Source organism: Geodermatophilus sabuli (assembly GCF_900215145.1).
GTDB classification, from domain to species: Bacteria; Actinomycetota; Actinomycetes; order Mycobacteriales; family Geodermatophilaceae; genus Geodermatophilus; species Geodermatophilus sabuli.
In genome coordinates, this window is the sequence record NZ_OBDO01000005.1 from 173,026 (window position 1) to 193,475 (window position 20,450).

General features: G+C 74.9%; 23 protein-coding genes and 1 tRNA gene. 14 read left to right on the top strand and 10 right to left on the bottom strand.

The genetic code is table 11. From position 1 onward, the window contains the following. Window positions 1-33: 33 nt before the first annotated feature. Window positions 34-423, top strand: coding sequence for a TadE family type IV pilus minor pilin (locus CRP39_RS13125; RefSeq protein ID WP_245853833.1), 390 nt, complete (start codon window positions 34-36; stop codon window positions 421-423). 40 nt (window positions 424-463) lie between these two features. Then, window positions 464-850, top strand: a complete 387-nt coding sequence (locus CRP39_RS13130; RefSeq protein WP_097207021.1) for an Rv3654c family TadE-like protein — start codon at window positions 464-466, stop codon at window positions 848-850. Window positions 851-879: 29 nt separating this feature from the next. Here CRP39_RS13130 and CRP39_RS13135 read toward each other — a convergent pair whose 3' ends face one another. Further along, a complete protein-coding gene (locus CRP39_RS13135; protein WP_245853835.1) occupies window positions 880-3,522 on the bottom strand; it encodes a DEAD/DEAH box helicase in 2,643 nt (880 codons plus the stop codon). Window positions 3,523-3,717: 195 nt separating this feature from the next. Between CRP39_RS13135 and CRP39_RS13140 the strand changes: the two genes are divergently transcribed. From CRP39_RS13140 to CRP39_RS13160, 5 genes are all read left to right on the top strand, one after another. Then, window positions 3,718-5,979: a sodium-translocating pyrophosphatase gene (locus CRP39_RS13140; RefSeq protein ID WP_097206826.1), complete on the top strand. Its 2,262-nt coding sequence runs from the start codon at window positions 3,718-3,720 to the stop codon at window positions 5,977-5,979. A gap of 168 nt (window positions 5,980-6,147) precedes the next feature. Then, window positions 6,148-6,465, top strand: a complete 318-nt coding sequence (locus tag CRP39_RS13145; RefSeq protein ID WP_097206827.1) for a hypothetical protein — start codon at window positions 6,148-6,150, stop codon at window positions 6,463-6,465. Beyond that, window positions 6,462-7,973: an alpha/beta hydrolase gene (locus CRP39_RS13150; protein WP_097206828.1), complete on the top strand. Its 1,512-nt coding sequence runs from the start codon at window positions 6,462-6,464 to the stop codon at window positions 7,971-7,973. Before CRP39_RS13145 ends, CRP39_RS13150 begins: the two co-directional genes overlap by 4 nt. Before the next feature lie 187 nt (window positions 7,974-8,160). Next, entirely contained in the window at window positions 8,161-11,037 is a 2,877-nt protein-coding gene (gene topA, locus CRP39_RS13155) for a type I DNA topoisomerase (protein WP_097207022.1), read from the top strand. 7 nt (window positions 11,038-11,044) lie between these two features. Then, a complete protein-coding gene (locus CRP39_RS13160) occupies window positions 11,045-11,809 on the top strand; it encodes a class I SAM-dependent methyltransferase (protein ID WP_097206829.1) in 765 nt (254 codons plus the stop codon). Here CRP39_RS13160 and CRP39_RS13165 read toward each other — a convergent pair. The 3 genes from CRP39_RS13165 to CRP39_RS13175 all read right to left on the bottom strand — a co-directional run bounded on the left by CRP39_RS13165 (window position 11,788) and on the right by CRP39_RS13175 (window position 13,438). Next, on the bottom strand, window positions 11,788-12,129 hold the full coding sequence (locus CRP39_RS13165) for a winged helix-turn-helix domain-containing protein (protein WP_245853837.1): 342 nt from the start codon (window positions 12,127-12,129) through the stop codon (window positions 11,788-11,790). The genes CRP39_RS13160 and CRP39_RS13165 overlap by 22 nt on opposite strands. Continuing rightward, window positions 12,126-12,554 carry a hypothetical protein gene (locus CRP39_RS13170; RefSeq protein WP_097206830.1) on the bottom strand — a complete coding sequence of 143 codons (429 nt, stop codon included), beginning with the start codon at window positions 12,552-12,554 and terminating at the stop codon, window positions 12,126-12,128. Before CRP39_RS13170 ends, CRP39_RS13165 begins: the two co-directional genes overlap by 4 nt. A 92-nt stretch (window positions 12,555-12,646) precedes the next feature. Beyond that, complete coding sequence (locus CRP39_RS13175) at window positions 12,647-13,438, bottom strand: trans-aconitate 2-methyltransferase (RefSeq protein WP_097206831.1); 792 nt, start codon at window positions 13,436-13,438, stop codon at window positions 12,647-12,649. A gap of 102 nt (window positions 13,439-13,540) precedes the next feature. Here CRP39_RS13175 and tmk point away from each other — a divergent pair, with 102 nt between their 5' ends. The 3 genes from tmk (at window position 13,541) to CRP39_RS13190 (ending at window position 15,516) form a co-directional block, all read left to right on the top strand. Continuing rightward, complete coding sequence (gene tmk / locus CRP39_RS13180; RefSeq protein ID WP_245853838.1) at window positions 13,541-14,221, top strand: dTMP kinase; 681 nt, start codon at window positions 13,541-13,543, stop codon at window positions 14,219-14,221. Further along, a complete protein-coding gene (locus CRP39_RS13185) occupies window positions 14,218-15,384 on the top strand; it encodes a DNA polymerase III subunit delta' (RefSeq protein WP_097206832.1) in 1,167 nt (388 codons plus the stop codon). The genes tmk and CRP39_RS13185 overlap by 4 nt, the downstream gene beginning before the upstream one ends. A 59-nt stretch (window positions 15,385-15,443) precedes the next feature. Then, window positions 15,444-15,516: transfer RNA gene (locus tag CRP39_RS13190), tRNA-Thr, on the top strand. Window positions 15,517-15,736: 220 nt separating this feature from the next. On the opposite strand, the gene CRP39_RS28340 is transcribed toward CRP39_RS13190, so the two are convergent. Continuing rightward, window positions 15,737-15,955: an Arm DNA-binding domain-containing protein gene (locus tag CRP39_RS28340; protein WP_097207025.1), complete on the bottom strand. Its 219-nt coding sequence runs from the start codon at window positions 15,953-15,955 to the stop codon at window positions 15,737-15,739. A 66-nt stretch (window positions 15,956-16,021) separates the two neighbouring features. After that, on the bottom strand, window positions 16,022-16,234 hold the full coding sequence (locus CRP39_RS13200) for a hypothetical protein (protein WP_097206833.1): 213 nt from the start codon (window positions 16,232-16,234) through the stop codon (window positions 16,022-16,024). Between the two features lie 215 nt (window positions 16,235-16,449). On the opposite strand from CRP39_RS13200, the gene CRP39_RS13205 reads away from it, so the two are divergent. The 3 genes from CRP39_RS13205 to CRP39_RS13215 all read left to right on the top strand — a co-directional run bounded on the left by CRP39_RS13205 (window position 16,450) and on the right by CRP39_RS13215 (window position 17,794). After that, the gene (locus CRP39_RS13205; protein WP_097206834.1) at window positions 16,450-16,944 is read left to right on the top strand and encodes a hypothetical protein; all 495 of its coding nucleotides are present in this window, start codon (window positions 16,450-16,452) and stop codon (window positions 16,942-16,944) included. After that, the gene (locus tag CRP39_RS13210; RefSeq protein ID WP_143426632.1) at window positions 16,941-17,147 is read left to right on the top strand and encodes a hypothetical protein; all 207 of its coding nucleotides are present in this window, start codon (window positions 16,941-16,943) and stop codon (window positions 17,145-17,147) included. The genes CRP39_RS13205 and CRP39_RS13210 overlap by 4 nt, the downstream gene beginning before the upstream one ends. Window positions 17,148-17,266: 119 nt before the next feature. Next, window positions 17,267-17,794: a hypothetical protein gene (locus tag CRP39_RS13215; protein WP_097206836.1), complete on the top strand. Its 528-nt coding sequence runs from the start codon at window positions 17,267-17,269 to the stop codon at window positions 17,792-17,794. A 195-nt stretch (window positions 17,795-17,989) separates the two neighbouring features. Here CRP39_RS13215 and CRP39_RS13220 read toward each other — a convergent pair whose 3' ends face one another. From CRP39_RS13220 to CRP39_RS28045, 3 genes are all read right to left on the bottom strand, one after another. Then, window positions 17,990-18,172, bottom strand: coding sequence for a hypothetical protein (locus tag CRP39_RS13220; RefSeq protein WP_143426633.1), 183 nt, complete (start codon window positions 18,170-18,172; stop codon window positions 17,990-17,992). 337 nt (window positions 18,173-18,509) lie between these two features. After that, entirely contained in the window at window positions 18,510-18,797 is a 288-nt protein-coding gene (locus tag CRP39_RS13225) for a hypothetical protein (RefSeq protein ID WP_097206838.1), read from the bottom strand. A gap of 128 nt (window positions 18,798-18,925) precedes the next feature. Beyond that, window positions 18,926-19,048, bottom strand: coding sequence for a hypothetical protein (locus CRP39_RS28045; RefSeq protein WP_260179611.1), 123 nt, complete (start codon window positions 19,046-19,048; stop codon window positions 18,926-18,928). Between the two features lie 40 nt (window positions 19,049-19,088). On the opposite strand from CRP39_RS28045, the gene CRP39_RS13230 reads away from it, so the two are divergent. Then, window positions 19,089-19,466, top strand: coding sequence for a hypothetical protein (locus CRP39_RS13230; RefSeq protein WP_097206839.1), 378 nt, complete (start codon window positions 19,089-19,091; stop codon window positions 19,464-19,466). Between the two features lie 442 nt (window positions 19,467-19,908). On the opposite strand, the gene CRP39_RS13235 is transcribed toward CRP39_RS13230, so the two are convergent. After that, window positions 19,909-20,400, bottom strand: a complete 492-nt coding sequence (locus tag CRP39_RS13235) for an inorganic diphosphatase (RefSeq protein WP_172442429.1) — start codon at window positions 20,398-20,400, stop codon at window positions 19,909-19,911. Between the last annotated feature and the right edge of the window lie 50 nt (window positions 20,401-20,450).

Below are 20,450 nucleotides of genomic sequence, written 5' to 3' on the forward strand. Positions count from 1 at the left end.
GCCGGGGGCGGGATCCGGCGCCGGGGCGCCCGGGTGCGTACGCCCGACCGCCGCGAGGCGGGCATGGTGACCGCCGAGACCGCCGTCGTCCTGCCCGTGTTGCTGCTGGTCCTCGCCGGCGCGGTGGCGGCGGTGACCGTCGTCGGCGCCCAGCTGCGCTGTGTCGACGCCGCCCGCGAGGGGGCGCGTGCGGCGGCCCGGGGCGAGGACGCCGCCGTCGTGGTCGCCCTCGCCGGCCGCGCCGCCCCCGCCGGAGCGCTCACCACGGTGGCCGCCGAGGGGCCGTCGGTCTCGGTGACCGTGGCGGCGGAGGTCGCCCCGCTGGGGCCCGTGCCGTTCCGCGTCCGGGTCTCGGCGACCGCCGTGGCCGAGCGCGAGCCGGACGGCCAGGCGCCGCCGGCGGCCTCGGGCGGCAGCGCGTGAGCGGCGGCAGCGGGTGGCCGGCGGCCCCGGGCGCGAGCGGATGAGCGGCGGACCGCCGTTGACCGGCGAGCGCGGATCGGCGACGGTCTGGGTGGTCGCGCTGGCGGGGGCGCTCGCGGCGATCGGCGTGGCGGCCGTGCTCGTCGGGTCGGCGGTGGTCGGCCGTCACCGGGCGACGGGAGCGGCGGACCTGGCCGCGCTGGCGGCGGCCGAGCACGCTGTCCGGGGTCGGGCGGACCCCTGCGCGGCGGCCGCCCGGGTGGCGGACGCCAACGGAGCCCGCCTCACCGGCTGCGGTGTGGACGGCGCGGCGGTGGTCGAGGTCGCCGTCGTGGTGCCGGTGCGCCTCGGGCCGCTCGGCGTCCGGGAGGCGGCCGCCCGGGCCCGGGCCGGGCCGGTGGCGCAGGTCCCGGTGGCGCCGCCGTGACGGTCACTACCCGTCCTCGGCCCGGAGGTTCAGAAGACCAGGTCGTTCCCGCCGGCGGCCCTGCTGGCGGGCGGTGTGTCCGCGTCGGTGGTCGCCGCCGGCGCCGGCTCCTCCGCGTCGACGGTCGGCTCCTGGTCCTGTGCTCTGCCGGCGGCCCGTGCCTGTGCCGCCTCGGCCGGCCCCGCCGGGGGTGCGCCGTCCGCGCGCCGCTCCTCCGGAGCGGACGACGACGGCACCCCGCTCGTCGGCGTCACCGCCTCGGCACCGCCGGGCGCGGGGTCGGCGGCGGGCTGCTGGCCCCGCTCCTCGGCGGCGGCCAGCTCGTCGAGGACGACGTCGAGCACGCGCACCGCGCCGCCCTTGTCCAGCGGGTCGTTGCCGTTGCCGCACTTGGGTGACTGGACGCAGGACGGGCAGCCGCTCTCGCACTCACAACTGGCGACCGTCGCCCGCGTGGCCTGCAGCCAGCGGCGCAGCACGGCGAAGCCGCGCTCGGCGAAACCCGCGCCACCGGGGTGGCCGTCGTAGACGACGATCGTGGCCGCCCCGGTGTCGGGGTGCAGCGCGGTGGAGACGCCGCCGAGGTCCCACCGGTCACAGGTGGCCAGCAGCGGCAGGATCCCGATCGCGGCGTGCTCGGCGGCGTGCAGGGACCCGGGCAGGGCGATCTCGTCGACCTCCGCGCGGGCCACCGCCTGCTCGTCGAGGGTCAGCCAGACCGCGCGGGTGCGCAGCTGACGGGGGGGCAGGTCGAGCGGGAACTCCGCGAGCACCTCGCCGGTCCCCAGCCGGCGACGCTGGTAGGCGACCACCTGGTTGGTCACGTCCACGACGCCGGTGTGCGCGGTCACCGTCCCCAGGCGCCACGAGCGGTCGGTGGAGACCACCGCGAGGTCGGTGACGTCGCGGGCCACCGTCGTCCACTCCGGGCTCTCGGGGTGCACCACCGCGGTGGCGTCCTCGACGCAGAACTCGTCCACGACGTAGGTCTCGCCCCGGTGCACGTACAGGGCGCCGGTGTGCACCGTGGCGTGCGCGGCGTCGCCGTCGACGGTGCCCAGGAGCCGGCCGGTCGCACCTTCGATGATCGTCACGGGCTCGAGGCCGCTGCCCCGGATGTCGACGTCGGGCCGCCCGCGGCCGGCCCAGTACCAGCCGGTGGGACGCCGCCGGAGCAGCCCCGTGGCGACCAGTTCCGCGACCTGCGCCTCGGCGGGCGGCCCGCCGAAGTCCGGGAGGTCGGCGGGCACCAGGGGGAGTTCCGCGGCGGCGCAGCACAGCTGGGGCCCGAGCACGTAGGGGTTGGTCGGGTCGGTGACGGTGGCCTCGACAGGACGTCCGAACACCGCCCGCGGGTGGTGGGCGAGGTAGTGGTCCAGCGGGTCGTCGCGGGCGACGAAGACCACGAGCGACTCCCGCTGGGCGCGTCCGGCCCGGCCGGCCTGTTGCCACAGCGAGGCCAGCGTCCCCGGGTACCCCGCCAGGACGACGGCGTCGAGCCCGGCGATGTCGATGCCCAGCTCGAGGGCGTTGGTCGTGGCGACGCCGAGCAGCTCTCCGCTGGACAGGGCCCGCTCCAGTTCGCGCCGCTCCTCGGGCAGGTAGCCGCCGCGGTACGAGTCCACGCGGCGGGCCAGTTCGGCGCGGCCGCGGTCGCGCAGGATGTGGCGGGCCTGGTCGGCCACGGACTCGGCGCTGCGGCGCGACCGCACGAACGCCAGCGTGCGTGCGTTGCGCTCGACCAGGTCGGCGAGGAGGGTCGCGGCGTCGGCGGCGGCCGACCGGCGCAGCGGGGCGCCGTGCTCACCGGTGCGCTCGGTGAGGGGTGGCTCCCAGAGGGCGAAGGTGGCGCCCGGCCGTGGCGAGCCGTCCTCGGTCACCGCGACGACAGGGGCGCCGACCAGCCGGGTGGCCGCCTCGGCGGGCTCGGCGACGGTGGCCGACGCGAGCAGGAACACCGGCTCGGCGCCGTAGCGCCGGCAGATCCGCCGGAGCCGCCGCAGGACGTGCCCGACGTGCGACCCGAAGACGCCGCGGTAGGCGTGGCACTCGTCCACGACGACGTAGGCCAGCCGACGCAGGGTGCTCGACCACTTCTGGTGGGCCGGCAGGACACCGCGGTGCAGCATGTCCGGGTTGGTGACGATCCAGCGCGAGTGCCGCCGGACCCACTCCCGCTCCTCCATGGGGGTGTCGCCGTCGTAGGCCGCGGGCCGCACCGACGGGTCGGCGAGGTCGGCGAGGGCGGCGAGCTGGTCGCGGGCCAGCGCCTTGGTGGGGGCCAGGTACAGGACGCAGGCGCGCGGGTCCTCCGCCAGCCGGGTCAGCGCCGGGACCTGGTAGGCCAGCGACTTCCCCGACGCGGTGCCGGTCGCGACGACGACGTGCCGGCCGTCGTGCGCCAGCTCCGCGGCCTCGACCTGGTGCCGGTAGGGCGCCTGGACGCCCTGCGTCTCCAGCCGCTCGCGCAGCTGCGCCCCCACCCATTCGGGCCACGGCTGCGTGCGGCTCTCGCGCACCGGCATCCGGTGGACGTGGGTGACCGGCTGCTCCTCCTCCGGCGTCCCGGCGAGGAGCGCCGCCAGCAGGTCCGCACCGGGCAGGACCGCACCCCCTGGACCGGGATCCGTGCCGGGAGGGGGAGCCGACCGGACCTGGTGGAGCGTGGCCACCTCCCCACTGTCACACCTGCGGGCAACCTGCGCCCCGCTCCGGACAGCGGATCGTCGAGCCCCCGACACGGCGTGTGATCTCCCTTACACTCGCGCGACGTCCAGGGCGTGCGGATCCCCGTACACCCCGGACCGCCCTCCGCCGACCGGAGCGCAGGTGAGCCCCGGGGGCAGCCGACCGCTTGGAGGAAACACATGCCGGACAGTGCACTCTCCGGCGGGGACGTCGTTCTCGTGACGATCGTCCTCGCCATCTCGATCGCCGCCCTCGCCTTCGCCGCCTACCTGGTGCGGGCCGTCATGGCCGCCGATCAGGGCACGACGACGATGCGCGAGATCGCGAAGGCGGTGCAGGAGGGTGCGGCCGCGTACCTGCGCAGACAGTTCCGCACCCTCGCCGTATTCGCCGTCATCGTCTTCTTGGTCCTGCTCGTACTCCCCGTCCACGAGGGTGGCTGGGGCACCCGCGTGGGCCGCGCGTTGTTCTTCCTCGTCGGCGCCCTGTTCTCCGCGATGGTCGGGTTCATCGGGATGACCCTGGCCACCCGCGGCAACGTCCGGGTGGCCGCCGCCGCCCGCACCGGCGGCTACCGGCCGGCCTTCCGCATCGCGTACCGCACCGGTGGCGTCTGCGGGATGATCACCGTCGGCCTCGGCCTCTTCGGGGCGGCACTGGCTCTGCTGCTGTTCGACGAGACCGCCCCCGTCGTCCTGGAGGGCTTCGGCTTCGGCGGCGCCCTGCTGGCGATGTTCATGCGCGTCGGCGGCGGGATCTTCACCAAGGCCGCCGACGTCGGCGCCGACCTGGTCGGCAAGGTGGAGGCCGGCATCCCCGAGGACGACCCCCGCAACGCGGCCACCATCGCCGACAACGTGGGCGACAACGTCGGTGACTGCGCGGGCATGGCCGCCGACCTCTTCGAGTCCTACGCGGTCACCCTGGTCGCCGCGCTCATCCTGGGTCAGGTCTTCTTCGGCTCCGTCGGCATGGTCTTCCCCCTGGTCGTCGCCGCCATCGGGGTCATCGCCTCGGTCGTCGGCATCCTCGCCAGCAACCCCGGCAAGGGCGACGCCAACGGCCTGGCGCCGATCAACCGGGGCTTCTTCACCTCCGCCGTCGTCTCGCTCGTGCTCGTCGCTGCGGCGTCGTTCACCGTGCTGCCCAGCGTGGCCGACGTGCCGGACAGCGCCATCAGCCCCCAGGTCATGGGCTTCGTGGCCGTGCTCATCGGCATCGTGCTCGCCGCAGCCATCCAGCTGCTGACCGGCTACTTCACCGAGACCAGCCGCAAGCCCGTGCAGGACGTCGGCCGCAGCTCGCTGACCGGCCCGGCCACGGTCATCCTCTCCGGCATCTCCCTGGGCCTGGAGTCGGCCGTCTACGCCGCGCTGCTCATCGGCGGCGCGGTCTACGGCGCCTTCCTCATCGGTGGCGGCGCCGCCCTCTACGCCGTCGCGCTGGCCGGCTGCGGCCTGCTGACCACCGCCGGCGTGATCGTCTCGATGGACACCTTCGGGCCGGTCAGTGACAACGCGCAGGGCATCGCCGAGATGTCCGGGGACATCGACGAGGAGGGCGGCCGCGTGCTCACCGACCTCGACGCGGTCGGCAACACCACCAAGGCCATCACCAAGGGCATCGCGATCGCCACAGCCGTCCTCGCCGCGACCGCGCTGTTCGGCTCCTACAACGCCCAGATCGGCGTCGCGCTGGAGGAGGCCGGCGACACCCTCGGGAACGCCTTCAGCCTGGTGAACCCGAACAACATCGTGGGCGCGCTGCTCGGTGCCGCCGTCGTGTTCTTCTTCTCCGGCCTGGCGATCAGCGCCGTGTCGCGGGCGGCGGGGCGCGTCGTGTTCGAGGTGCGGGAACAGTTCCGCACCAAGCCCGGGATCATGGACTTCACCGAGCGGCCGGACTACAGCCGCGTCGTCGACATCTGCACCAAGGACTCCCTGCGCGAGCTGGCCACCCCCGGGCTGCTCGCGGTCCTGGCGCCGGTGGCGGTCGGCTTCGGGCTCGGCTTCGGGCCGTTGGCGGCCTACCTGGTGGGCGCCATCGCGGCGGGCACGCTGATGGCGGTCTTCCTCGCCAACTCCGGCGGCGCCTGGGACAACGCCAAGAAGATGGTGGAGGACGGCGCCTACGGCGGGAAGGGCAGCGAGGCCCACGCGGCGACGGTCATCGGCGACACCGTCGGCGACCCGTTCAAGGACACCGCCGGGCCGGCGATCAACCCGCTGATCAAGGTCATGAACCTGGTGGCGCTGCTCATCGCGCCGGCCGTCGTCGGCATGTCGGTGGGGGTCGACCAGAACACGACGCTCCGGCTGACCATCGCCCTCGTCGCGACCGCGATCATCGTCGGTGCCGTCATCGTGTCCAAGCGTCGCTCGGTGGTCGTCGGCGGGGCGGCCAACGCCCCCGCCGACTCGCTCACCACCACCGCACCCTGATCGCACGCCGGGATCCTCCGGCCGGCGGATGCCGGTCGGAGGATCCCGGCGGCGTCCTGTGGACGACGGGACCGGCTGTGGACGGGACGCCCGGGTCCGCGGGAGGTCCGGCCTAGCGTCCGGCCGCGCCGATCCCACCGGGGACCGGCCCGACCGCCGGGAGGCCCCGTGTCCCTGACCATCGCCGCCGAGTTCGACGCCATCGAGGCGCTGGCCGCCGAGTTGGACGCGCTCGCCGCCGAGCTGGACGACGACGCCCGGTTGTGCCGGTCCACCGCGGTCTCCCTCGGGACCGCGGCCGGGCCCGACGTCGGCGAGCGCGCCGGCGCCGCCGGAGCGGGCTGGGGCGGGCTGCTCGACCTGGTCGCCCAGCACACCGGCGCCCTCGCCGGGACGCTGCGCTCGGCGGTCGCCTCCTATCGCCTGACCGACGCGGTGCTGGCCGACCGGGTGCTGGCTCGCCGCCAGGGCACGGCACCCCGGTGAGCGCTCCCGCCCTGACCGAGGTCGCCGGCTGGGACGTCCCGCTGCTGCGAGGCGCCGTGTTCACCCTCACCGCGGTGGCCGAACGGCTGCCGTCGTGGCGGGCCCGGACGGAGGCCGTCGGCCGGTCCCTGACCGACGCCGAGTGCTGGTACGGGCCGGCCGCGCAGTCCGCCGGTGCGGCGCTCATCGAGGTGTCCACCGTCGCGACGTCGGTGGCCATGGCCCTCGGCGAGTCGCTCGAGCACGCCGAGCGCCTGCTCGCCGAGGCGGCCACCGCGCAGGAGTGGGCCGAGCAGGCCCTGGCGGCCGCCGTCGCCGTCCCGGTCGTCCTGGACGCGGCCGGCCGGCTGGCGGGTCCGCTGCCGGTCGACCCCGTCACCGGCTCCGACTCCGGCCACGTCGCCGCCGCGCGGCGAGCGGAGGCCCTGGGGATCGACGCGGCGGAGGCCGCGCGACGGGCGGCCCTGGCAGCCGCCGACGCGGCGGATGCCCTCGCGGGGCTCGGGATCGGCGGCGTCCTCTCCCCGGCGACCTTCGAGGACCTGTCCTGGCTGGTGGCCGTCGAGACGTCGGCCGCGCCGGCTCCGCCGCCCCCGATGGACGGCGGTGCGACCGCGGTCGCCGCCTGGTGGGGGAGCCTGTCCACGGCGGCGCGGATCAGCGCGATCTCCGGCCACCCGGACCGGCTGGGCGACCTGGAGGGTCTCCCGGCTTGGGCCCGGGACCGCGCCAACCGGATCGTCCTCGGCCGGGTGCTCGCCGACCCGTCGGCGTCGGGCCACGCGGTGGCGGCCTCGGTCGGAGCGGAGATCGCCGACCGGGAGGAGACGGGAGAGACCGTGCAACTCCTCCGGTTCCGCCCGGCCGAGGAGCTGGTGGCGCTCGGCCTGGGCGACCTGGACACCGCCGACTCCGTCGCCCTCCTGGTGCCCGGCATGCTCAACACGCCGCGGGACGACCTCGACGAGCTGGCCGACGACGCCGACGCGGTCGCCGACGCCGCCCGGGCCGCCGCACCGGCGCTGGCGGTGGCCACGGTCGCCTGGTTCGGCTACCGACCACCGATGGGCCCGGGCGCCCTGGGGACGTCGACCAGCCGAGAGGGCGGCCGGGCGCTCGACGCGACGTTGGACGGTCTCGCCGCGGCCCGTGCCGCTGATCCGGCGCGCGTCGTCGTCAGCGCGCACAGCTACGGGACGCGGGTGGTCGACGCCGCCGCCGGCGCGCCGGGGGAGTTGGCGGCCGACGCGGTGGTCCTCAACGGCAGCCCGGGCATGGACCACGACGTCGAGGGACTGGAGGTCGCCGAGGTGTACGAGGCGTCGCCGGCCTTCGACCCGATCAGCTGGTGGGACTGGCACGGGGAGCACCCGACGTGGACCGATGCGTTCGGGGCCGTGGAACTGCCCGTCGAGGAGGGCATGCTGCACACGGAGTACTACGACGAGCAGTTCCCGACCCTCGCGGCGATCGGCGAGGTCGTCGCGGCCTCCCGGCCGGCGGACTGACGACGTGGGAACACGCGGCCGTCCCCGACCCTTGGAGCGGGTGACGGCACGCCCACGCTGGGTCGCCGCGCACCCGCTCGTCGGGGTCGTGGCCTACCGTGGCGTCGCCGAGGGCGTACGCGCAGCGATCGCGTCGTCCGGCGCCGGATGCACGGCGCCTGCACCGAGCAGCACCGACAGGAGCACCGTGGCCCCCACGAAGACCGCGAACAACGGCACCGAGACCGCCGGCCGGACGGCCGGCGGCACCAGCACCCCTGCCCGCCGCCGCACCACGGCGGCCGGTGGTGGGCGGCCGTTGGTCATCGTGGAGTCCCCGACCAAGGCCGGGAAGATCGCCGGCTACCTGGGCAACGGCTACGTCGTCGAGGCCAGCGTCGGGCACATCCGGGACCTCCCGCGCAACGCCGCCGACGTGCCCGCCGAGCACAAGGGCGCCTCGTGGGCCCGGCTCGGGGTGGACGTCGACAACGGGTTCGAGCCGCTCTACGTGGTCAGCCCCGACCGCAAGCAGCAGGTCGGCCGGCTCAAGCAGCTGGTCAAGGACGCCAGCGAGGTCTACCTCGCGACAGACGAGGACCGCGAGGGCGAGGCCATCGCCTGGCACCTGGTCGACACGCTCAAGCCGCGGGTGCCGGTGCGCCGCATGGTGTTCCACGAGATCACCCCCGAGGCGATCGCCCGCGCCGTGGCCAACCCGCGCGAGCTGGACACCGCGCTGGTCGACGCGCAGGAGACCCGCCGCATCCTCGACCGGCTCTACGGCTACGAGGTCAGCCCCGTGCTGTGGAAGAAGGTGCTGCCGAAGCTCTCGGCCGGCCGCGTGCAGTCGGTGGCCACCCGCATCGTGGTCGAGCGGGAGCGGGAGCGGATGGCGTTCCGGTCGGCCGACTACTGGTCACTGGAGGGCACCTTCGCCGTCGCCGAGCGCGCCGGCACCGACGAGGGGGAGCCGACGACCCTGCGGGCCCGCCTGGTCAGCGTCGACGACAGCCGCGTGGCCACCGGCCGCGACTTCGACCCCGCCACCGGTCGGGTGACCGGCGACGTCGTCCACCTCGACGAGGCCGGCGCCCGCGGGCTGGCGGCCCGGCTCGAGGGTCGGCAGGTCACCGTCAGCCGGGTGGACGAGAAGCCGTACCGGCGGCGCCCGTACGCGCCGTTCACCACCTCGACCCTGCAGATGGAGGCCGGCCGCAAGCTCGGCTGGTCCTCCGCGCAGGTCATGCGGGTCGCCCAGCGGCTGTACGAGAACGGCCACATCACCTACATGCGGACCGACTCGACCAACCTGTCCAACGAGGCGATCAACGCCGCCCGCACGCAGGCGCGGCAGCTCTACGGCGACGCGTTCGTCCCGGCCGAGGCGCGCCGCTACGCGAAGAAGGCCAAGGGCGCCCAGGAGGCGCACGAGGCGATCCGCCCCGCCGGCGACAGCTTCCGCACCCCCGGGCAGCTCGCGAGCCAGCTGGCCCGTGACGAGTTCCGGCTCTACGAGCTGATCTGGCAGCGCACCGTGGCCTCCCAGATGGCCGACGCCGTCGGTCAGACGGTGAGCATCCGGCTGGCCGGCCGCAGCAGCACCGACGAGGCGGTCGAGTTCACCGCGAGCGGCCGCACCATCACCTTCCCGGGCTTCCTGCGCGCCTACGTCGAGTCCCGCGACGAGGGCTCGGCCGGCGGCGAGGACGACCACGGCAGCGACGACGCCGAGCGGCGGCTGCCGCGGGTGGAGCGCGGCCAGCAGCTCGACACCCGCGAACTGGAGGCCAAGGGTCACTCGACCACGCCGCCGTCCCGGTACACCGAGCCCAGCCTGGTCGCCCGGCTCGAGGAACTCGGCATCGGCCGGCCGTCGACGTACGCGTCGATCATGCAGACCATCCAGGACCGCGGGTACGTGTGGAAGAAGGGCGCCGCGCTGGTGCCCTCCTTCGTCGCCTTCGCGGTGGTCAACCTGCTCGAGCAGCACTTCGCCCAGCTGGTCGACTACGACTTCACGGCCAGCCTGGAGGAGGAGCTCGACGAGATCGCCTCGGGCGACCTGCGCCGCGTCGACTGGCTCACCGAGTTCTACTTCGGCGGCGAGGGCCGGCACGCCGGTGCCATCGCGCAGGCCGGCGGCCTGAAGCAGGTCATCGGCCAGCGGCTGGAGGAGATCGACGCCCGCGGGATCAACTCCATCCCGCTGCGGGCCACCGGCCCCGGCGGCGAGCCGGTCCTCGTCCGCGTCGGCCGCTACGGCCCCTACCTGCAGGCCGGTGGCGAGGACGGTCCGCGGGTGAGCCTGCCCGAGGACCTCGCCCCCGACGAGCTCACCCAGGACAAGGTCGAGGAGCTGCTCGCCGCGCCGTCCAGCGACCGCGAGCTCGGCACCGATCCGGAGTCCGGGCTGCCGGTCGTGGTCAAGGCCGGCCGGTACGGCCCCTACGTCACAACGGTCGTCCCCGAGGGCAGCAAGGAGGCCCCCCGGACGGCGAGCCTCTTCTCGTCGATGTCGCCGGAGACGGTCACCCTCGACGACGCGCTGAAGCTGCTCACCCTGCCGCGCACGGTGGGGGCGGCGCCGGACGGCGAGGAGATCCAGGCGCTCAACGGTCGTTACGGGCCCTACCTCAAGAAGGGCACCGACTCCCGGTCGCTGGAGAGCGAGGACCGGCTGTTCACCGTCACCCTCGACGAGGCGCTGGCGATCTTCGCCCAGCCCAAGCAGCGGGGACGGCGAGCCGCCGCGGCGCCGCTCAAGGAGCTCGGCCCCGACCCGGTCACCGAGGGCGCGATCACCGTCCGCGAGGGCCGGTTCGGTCCGTACGTGACCGACGGCGAGACCAACGCCAGCCTGCGCAAGGGCGACGACGTCGAGACGATCACCCTGGAGCGCGCCGCCGAGCTGTTGGCCGACCGGCGGGCCCGGCCGACGACGAAGAAGGCGACCAAGAAGAAGGCCGCCGCGAAGAAGACCCCCGCCAAGACCGCCGCGAAGAACACCGCCACCAGGACGGCGGCCAAGAAGACCACGGCGAAGAAGACGGCGGCCGGCACCGACGCCGTTCCCGCCGGCTGAGGCCGCGGTGGCGACGGGGGACCTCGACCCGGCGGTCTGGCAGGAGCGGCGCCGTTCGTTCGGCTCCGTCGCCGCTGGGTACGCCGCGCTGCGGCCGAGCTACCCGGCCGACGCCGTGGCGTTCCTCGTGGGGGAGCGGCCCCGGCGCGTGCTCGACCTCGGCGCCGGCACCGGGCTGCTCACCGGCGTCCTGCTCGCGGCCGGCCACGAGGTGGTCGCCGTCGAGCCGGCCGAGGGCATGCTGGCCGAGCTGCGCGCCCGCCACCCCGGCATGACCGCCCTGGTCGGCGGGGCGGAGGCCGTCCCGCTTCCGGACGACGCCGTCGACGCCGTCGTCGCCGGCCAGGCCGCGCACTGGTTCCAGCCGGCGCCCGCGGCCGCGGAGATGCGGCGGCTGCTGCGTCCCCGTGGCGTCGTCGGGCTGGTCTGGAACACCCGCGACGAGGAGGTGCCCTGGGTCGGCGCGCTGGGCCGGGTGCTGGCCGCCGAGGCGCGCGATCACGAGGCCGACCAGCGCGTCGTCGACGACTTCGCCCGCGAGCTGGACGCGCGGGTCGAGCGGTTCCGCTCCGGTGTGGTCCAGCGGGTCACCCCGGAACAGGTGGTCGGCGGCATCGCCACCCGCAGCTACGTCGCGACGATGGACGAGGCGCGCCGGGAGGCGTTCCTCGCCGAGGTCCGGGAGCTGCTCGCCACCCACCCCGACACCCGGGGCCGGGAGCTGGTCGAGCTGCCGTACCGGACCGACGCCTACCGGCTCGTCCCCGGCTGAGCCGGGGGCACCGCCCCGTCGGCGATCGCCCGCAGCGCGGCCACGTGGGCGCCAAACGCCTCCCGGCCGCGCCGGCTCAGCCGCAGCCAGGTGCGCGGCCGCTTGCCCACGTAGCCCTTGCGCACCTCGACGTAGCCGGCCTTCTCCAGCGCGCTCACCGTCTTCGACAGCATCGAGTCGCTGACCTGGACCCCGTCGCGGACGAAACCGAACTCCGCCTCGTCGGCCGACGCGAGCGTCGCCATCACCGAGAAGCGCACCGGCGCGTGGATGAGCTCGTCCAGCTCGTGCCGCGGGTGCACTCCCCGCGGACCGCTCACCGGGGCAGCTCGCGCCACGCGCCGACCAGGCAGGGCGCGGCGACGAGGACCGCCAGCGGAGCCCAGAAGGCCCAGCCGCGGGCCGCGTCCGACGCCAGGCCCACGGCGAGCCCGACGGCGAACACCGCCGCCCACGCGCCCATCGCGAGCCCGAAGCGGCGGGCGAACCCGTGCCGGGTGGAGCGCCGGCCGGCCAGCAGGGCCAGCACCGCGCCCAGCACGGCGAAGACGAAGACCATCGCGGCGGCGAGGACGCCGCGGTCCCCGTCGGCGACCGGCTGGGCGAGGGAGAAGCCCGCGCTGGCGCAGCCCAGGGTGGCGAGGAACCCCGACGCGGCGGGGCCGGCCTCGCGGCGGACCCGGGCGTCGGCGGCGGCCGCCTCGGCCAGCAGTGCGGCGGCGGACTGGGGCGTGGGAGCGGTCATCGGCTTCCCTTTCTACGGGCGGGGAGCCGCACTCTGGCAACTACTTTCCTGTAGGACAAGTAGTTGCCGAGCGGCTGACCGATGCCCCGCGCTCAGCCCGACCGCACACCGACGGCGAACACCCGACGGAACGGCAGCAGCGTCGTGCCGTCCTCCCGGCGCGGGTAGGCGACCCGCAGCGCGGCGGCGTACTCCGCCTCCAGCTCGGCGGCGTCGTCCTCCTCCAGCAGCGCGAGCACCGGACGCAGCACCGTGCTGCGCACCCAGCCGAGCACCGCGTCCTGCCCGGTGAGGACGTGCAGGTACGTCGTCTCCCACGCGTCCACCGCGAGCCCGGCGCCGGACAGGACCTCGAGGTACCCGGCGGGGTCCAGCACCGCATCCGGTGCCGGGGCCGCCGGGGCCAGCGCCGCCGCCCACCGGGGCGAGCGGCACAGGTCGGCCAGCAGTGTGTGCGTCGGCGCCCGCCAGTTGCCGGGCACCTGCAGCGCCAGCCACCCGCCGGGTGCGAGGTGGCCGGCCCACCGGCGGAGCAGGCCGGCGTGCCCGGGCACCCAGTGCAGGGCGGCGTTGGTGACCAGGACGTCGACCGGACCGCCGGGCGCCCAGTCGCGCAGGTCCCCGAGCGCGAACCGCAGACGGTCGGGCACGGCGTGGGCGGCCGCCGCGGCCAGCATCTCCGGGGAGGAGTCGATCCCCGTCACCAGGGCGCCGGGCCACCGCGCGGCCAGCGAGGCGGTCAGGGCGCCGGTCCCGCAGCCCAGGTCGACGACGACCCGCGGCTCCCGCGCGCCGATCCGGCCCACCAGGTCGGCGAACGGCCGCGCGCGCTCGCCGGCGAAGCGCAGGTAGCCGCCCGGGTCCCACGCGCCGGTGCTCGTCACGGCCCGACCCTAGGGCCGCGCCGGCGCGGAGCGGTCGGTCGCGGCCGGTACCGTGGCGCCCGGTCCACCCGCCCCACCCACCTCCGGGAGCCCGCGATCCCCGTGTCCGACGCCGGCCCGCTCTCCCTGCCCGACGCGGCCGGCGGCGCGGCGACGCCCGGCCTGTTCGTCGCCTTCGAGGGCGGCGAGGGCGTCGGCAAGTCCACCCAGGTCCGGCTGCTGTGCGCGTGGCTGGCCGACGCGGGACGCCCGGCGCGGGCCACGTTCGAACCGGGCGGGACGCCGGCCGGTGCCGCCATCCGCGCGATCGTGCTCGACCGCGCGCACACCGGCCTGTCGCCGCGCGCGGAGGCACTGCTGTACGCCGCCGACCGCGCCCAGCACGCGCACGCCGTCCTGCACCCGGCGCTCGACGCCGGCGGGGTCGTGGTCACCGACCGGTACATCGACAGCTCGCTGGCCTACCAGGGCGCCGGGCGCACCATCCCGCTGGACGACGTCGCGGCCATCTCCCGCTGGGCCACCGGCGGCCTGCGCCCGCACCTCACCGTGCTGCTGGACCTGCCGCCGGAGGTGGGCCTGGCCCGGGCCCGCGGCCGGGCGGCCGCCGACCGGCTGGAGTCGGAGTCGCTGGACTTCCACGAGCGGGTCCGGGCGACCTTCCGGGCCCTCGCCGCGGCCGACCCCGCCCGCTACCTGGTCCTCGACGCGACCCGGGGCGTCGAGGCGCTCGCCGCCGACGTCCGGACGCGGGTCGGCGCGCTGCTGGGGGTGCCCGCGTGACCGGCGGCGTCTGGGAGGCCGTGATCGGCCAGCCCACGGTGGTCGCCGAGCTGCGCGCCGCGGTCACCGACCCGGCGGCCATGACCCACGCCTGGCTGTTCACCGGTCCGCCCGGCTCGGGCCGGTCGGTCGCCGCCCGCGCCTTCGCCGCCGCGCTGCAGTGCCCCCAGGGCGGGGACGGCACCTGCCACGACTGCCGGACCGTGCTCGCCGGCACCCACGCCGACGTCAACGTGATCGTCCCGGACGGCCTGTCGATCGGCGTCGCCGAGGCCCGTGAACTGGTCCGCGTGGCCGGGCGGGCGCCGTCCCAGGGGCGCTGGCAGGTGATCATCGTCGAGGACGCCGACCGCATGAGCGAGGCGGCGGCCAACGCGGTGCTCAAGATGATCGAGGAGCCGCCGCCGCGGACGGTGATCATGCTCTGCGCGCCGAGCCTGCACCCGGAGGACGTGTCGGTGACCATCCGCTCCCGGTGCCGGGTGATGGGTCTCCGGACGCCGTCGGTGGAGGCCATCTCCGACGTGCTGATCCGCCGGGACGGCGTGGACCCGGCGCTGGCCGCCTGGGCCGCCGGCGCCTCCGGGGGGCACATCGGCCGCGCCCGGCGTCTGGCCCGGGACGAGGACGCGCGGCTGACCCGCAAGGCGGTGCTGGACATCCCGCTGTCGCTCGTCTCGCTCGCCGCCTGCCTGAACGCCGCGGACGACCTCGTCGGCGCGGCCCAGGAGGAGACCGACGCGGCCACCGGCGCGCTGAACGGCGCGGAGACCGAGGCCCTGAAGGCCAGTCTGGGGGTCGGCGCCCGGGGGCCGGGCGTCGTCGCCGCCAGCCGGGGCAGCGCGGGGCAGCTCAAGGAACTGGAGAAGAGGCAGAAGTCGCGCGCCACCCGCATCGGCCGGGACTCCTTCGACCGGGCCCTGGTCGACCTCGCCGGGCTCTACCGGGACGCGCTGGTCGTCGGTTCCGCGCCGGGCGAGTCGCTGCCGCTGAACCACCCGGACCGCCGGGCCGACGCCGAGGAGCTGGCGCGGCGGATCGGCGCGGAGGGGGCGCTGCGGCGCATCGACGCCGTCCTGGCCTGCCGGGTCGCCCTGGAGCAGAACGTGAAGCCGCAGATCGCGCTGGAGGCGCTCGCCGTGGCGTTGCGCCTCCCGGCCTGACGCGCCCGGCCCTGCGCGGCTCGGCCGTGGCCGTGTCGTAGGCTGTGTGCCGCACGCCCGCCGCCTTAGCTCAGTCGGTAGAGCATCTCACTCGTAATGAGAAGGTCGTCGGTTCGATTCCGACAGGCGGCTCGGTTCTGACCAGCGGCTTCACCCCCCAGGGGTGGGGCCGCTGAGTCGTCTCCGGGGGCCTGTGGGCGCAATGTGGGCGCATCCGGGCCGGGTGAGCGCCGCGGGCCGGCACCAGCGACTCAGCAGCATCGGCGGCCTGCCGGCCACTCGACGTAGAGTCGGTACATGGCCGCGGTGGACGGACGCAGCCCATGGGCCTCGCGGTCGGCCATCCAGTCGGTCAGGTAGCCGGCCATGGTCTGCCGGCGTCGTGGCGATGCTCGCCGGTGGCGACCGCGGCCAGCACCTTGGCCAGCGCCGCGTCGGCCTCAGCTTTGGTGGCGAACCCGCCCGTGCGCTGCTCCCGGCGGCGTCCGTTCGTGTAACGGCCGACATCGGCGCGGTAGTACCAGGTGCCGTGACCCCGCTCCTTGCCCAGCCGAGGGCAGTCCGCGAGCAGCCTTCCGGCCTCGTCGCGGCAGCCGCAGCGGCGGAACGTCTAGCCCTTCACGCCTGGTCCTCCTCGTCAGCCCTCGTCCAGGTAGTCCTGGGCGATCTCAGCGGCCTTCTCGGCGGCCCACTGCTGCCTCGCCTCGGCGGCCTGCTGGACGTGCTGCAGGAACGCGCGCAGGGTCTGGGTCGCCTCCTCTAGCTGGGAGGTGGTGTGCTCGACGTCGTCCAGGCCGACGGTCAGGGCCTCCGGCCCGATCCCCACCACCTGGCCGGACTGCTGTGCCACCTCCTCGGACCACAGCCGCCGCAGGAAGCTCCGCGCGCCGCCGCCTCGACCAAGTACTGGGCCGGTCACCAGCTCGTCCCAGGGGACCGGGGCCGCCGCGGCTCGCCCCCCCCCGCCGCACGTCGCTCGTTGTCCTCGGACCGCGGCGGCAAGAAGAAGTAGCTGACCGGCACCTTGAAGGCCAAGGCGAGGGCCAGGACGTCGTCGGCCGAAAAGTGCCGGACACGGTCACTGTCGGCGGACCCCGGCGGCGGGCCGCCGTCGAGGCCCGCGCCGCCGAGGCGCTGGCCGCCCGCGAGCGCCGGCTGGCCGAGTTCGACGCCGCCGCCGTCGAGGTCATCGAGCGGCGCATGGCCAACCTGCGCGCCGAGGAGAACGAAGCCCGCGAGCAGCTGCAGGCCGCCGTCAAGGCCGACCCGGTGCTGGGCGCCTACATCCGGCAGCGGGCCGCCCGTCAGGCCCAGTACCACCTGCGCCACGAGCAGGCCAACATCGCCCGCCGGCTGGGCCAGCCCGAGCCCTTCGTGCCCGACACGCTCAGGACGACGAGCCTGGCCGACGAGGTGACGGCCGTCGTCGCCCGGGAGGCCAACGCCCAAGCCGCCGACGTCATCGTCGAGCACCTGGCCGGCCGCGAGGCCGTCGGCGCCGGCGCCGGCGAGGAGGGGACCCCGGCCCGGACACCACCGGCCTGGAGGTGTACGAGGTGACCACCCCCGAGGGCCGGCGGGTGCGGGTGACCAGGGACCTGCGCACCGGTGCGCAGAGCATGGTCGACGCCGAGACGGGCGTGCCCTACGTCGCGCCGGCGCGCGTGCGGCCGGTCGACGACGGCGTGGCCACCGGCGCCCAGCTCGACCGGAGCAGCCTGACCGTCGGCGACGGGTGGATGCACGGCCCGGTCGCCCTGTAGCCGCTGCCCCCTGTTCCCCGCCGCTGCCCGGTGCTCGATGCTGGGCAGCGGCGGGCCAGGTCAGCAGTGCCCCCCACACCGTCAAGACGGCGGCGATTCTGACCACCGCACCAAGGGAGGTGGAGCAGTTGCAGCAAGACGATGTGGCCACCCAGTTGGTGGCGCCGCTACTTGGACTGATCGGGGTCATCCTCACGGCGCTGGTCAGCTTCATCAGCACGTGGCGTTGGGGCGCCGTCCCGCGTCGCATGTCCGAGCTCGGAGCACTGATCAAGGACCTGCCACAGGAACGGAGCCGTCCACTTCAGCAGCTGCTTACCGACGAGATCGCCGACTATGTCGCCCAAGAGAACCAGCGGCGCGAGGACGTCGACAGTGAGCGGCTCGTCCTGGTCATCCGTTTGACATGGGTCATACGGGCCAGCTTGGTGGCGTGGCTCATCGCCGGCCTCACGCGGCTTGTCCTTCTGCCCTGGTTGGGAGTGCGACCCGGCGATGCTGCGGATGAATTGGCGGGCGTTGCTGCTGGCGCCTTCTTCGGGACTGCACTCGTTGCAGCCATCCTGCGCGTCCTGCGTCGCCGGTGGCGAAGGCAGAAGCTGGCAGCGGGTAGCCCCCCTTCCCGCCCGGGGCGTGCCCAGAGCTGACCGGCAACGAGCGCGCGGCTGAGCGCGCGCAGCAGCGCTAACGTGCTTCGACGCCGGATGCGCCCGGCCGGCCGCGCGTCAGCTGGGCCGTCGTTGGCCGGTGTCGAGCGCGCCGAGCGCGCAAGGTGCGGGGGTACCCCCTCCCCCTACCCTCGCCCCTGACCGTCCGTGAGGCGGCTGTTCGGTCGACGGAGTTCACAGATCGGGGTCGAGCGGGCCGAGCAGGCCCCGTAGCTGTCGCTGGAACAGCAGCGGCGCGCCGGCGCCGTGCCCGGCGACCAGGCCGAGCACAACGGCGACCAGCACCCAGCCGTGCAGGGTCGACAGCGCCACCACCGCGGCGGCCAGGCACAGCAGGCCCCAGGCCAGGTGCGCCATCACGCCTCCATCATCTCGCCGGCGTCGTACGCCGGCCACCGATCCGCCCGGCCGAGCTGCTGGCGGCCTGCGACGTGCGCCAGTGGACCGGCCCGAACAAGCCGGCGCCGGCAGCGGCCTAGGCGACGTTCGACGAGGCCGCCGACCCCGCAGGCGCCTGGCGTGTCTCTCGTGGCCGGGAGCGCCATGAGACGGCGTGCGTGGCGTGAACGGCGGCCACCGGGCTGCTGGCGCACCGGCCGGCGCCCGGCGAGAGGTGGGGGCGCTACCGGGCACGGATCGGCCCGCCGCCGCCGGGGTCGACCGCGACCATCAAGGCGCGGCTGGCGCTTTGACGTCAGGCGTACGCGAGCAGCATCGCGAAGAAGAGGACTGCACCGATAATCCCCAGCACGAGCCCGGCCATCGCCAAGCCGGTCGGAGCGCCTCGTTGTACACCCTGGGCACGTCCCACGGCGCTGAACACAATGCCCAGCACGGCCAGGATGAAGCCGACCAGCGGCACCCAGAACAACACCGTGCCAAGCAGTCCCAGCACGAAACCAGCGGTACCAAGACCGTTCGACGGCTGGGGCTGGAACTGGGGTGGCGGGTAGTAGTAGGGCGGCCCCGGCTGGGGGTACATCAGTTGTGCTCTCTTCCCGTGGGGGCGACCTGGCCCTCGCGCAGCACGCCAAACTCGCAGCACTACACGATCCGTAGGCAGGATGATCGATCCGCCGGACAGCCGTCAGCCCCTGCCACTCAAATGGGCTACGGCGCGATCTGCCCTGTGACGACGCCGCTGGCGACGTCGATCGCGGAGTCCCGGCCGGCAACCACGAAGCGGTCGAGGATGCGGCGGGCGCGGGTCGGCCCGCCGCCGGACTGCACCATGGCGGCAATGCGGGCGCGGCTGGCGCCTAGATTCGGGTAGGTGACGACTCGGGACGGCGATGCCGCTGCGCTCTACCGACAGCAGCTGACCACCGACCTGGTCCCCGTGTCCGGTGGCGGCACTGTGGGCTACAACATGGCAGGGTCGGACGGTCGGCCGCTGGTCACCACGCAGCTGACCGACAAGCAGGCCGTAGACCTAGCCGACCTCCGCAGCATGGCGCACGACCTTGAGCGGGTGCTGCGCTACTGCGACGAGCTTGACCGGTTCGACGAGAACGACGAACCAGTGGTGCGGGCCGCGCTACGGGCTGCCCCCTGGCGTCGCCGGTCCGGGGTCAACCTCCACGCCCTCGAGGAGCTGGCCGAGGTGCTGGCCCAGCGGGCGGGGGACGACGCCAGCACTCCGGTGGTCTGACGCAGCGAGGCAACCGGCCTCTCTCCCCGGCCTCGTCGGTGGGCGCAAGGTGGACGCGAACCGGCAGAGATGAGCCCAGATTGGCCGGCACGGGCCACCGCCACGCCAGGCTGTCGACCTGCGGAAATGGCACATGACGTCACTTCCAGAGATCCCTCGACACGTCCTCGGGCTCACGCGTAATGAGAAGGTCGTCGGTTCGATTCCGACAGGCGGCTCAGCACCCCCAGCGGGCCAGTCCACCAGGGCGGGCCCGCTGTGTCGTTCCCGGGTCCGGTCGCGCGCGGCGGCGGGAACGCCGACGGCGGTGCACCCGCGTGGGGTGCACCGCCGTCGGCGTCCGTCGTGCGCTCGGCGGCCGCTCGGAGAGAGGCCAGCGGCAGGCCCTCCTGCAGGATCCCGCCGCGAGCCTGCGAGCGGTGGGGGGCAGGAGGGTCCTTCTTCAGTGGTGGCCGTTGTCCTTGGCCCGCTGGATCGAGGCGTTGATCTCCTCCTCGGCCTCCGTGCGGCCGACCCACTCGGCGCCCTCGACCGACTTGCCGGGCTCCAGGTCCTTGTAGGTCTCGAAGAAGTGCTGGATCTCCAGGCGGTCGAACTCCGACACGTCGTGGATGTCCATGAGGTGGGCCATCCGCGGGTCGGTGGCCGGCACGCAGAGGACCTTGTCGTCCCCGCCCTTCTCGTCGGTCATCCGGAACATGCCGATGGCCCGGCAGGTGATGAGGCACCCGGGGAAGGTCGGTTCGTCGAGCAGCACCAGGGCGTCGAGCGGGTCGTCGTCCATGCCGAGGGTGTTCTCGATGTAGCCGTAGTCCGCCGGATAGCGGGTGGAGGTGAAGAGCATCCGGTCCAAGCGGATGCGTCCGGTGGCGTGGTCCAGCTCGTACTTGTTCCGCTGGCCCTTCGGGATCTCGATCGTCACGTCGAACTGCACGGGTCGTAGTGTGGCCCACCGGACCCCGGACGACCGCCGGAGGTCGTTCC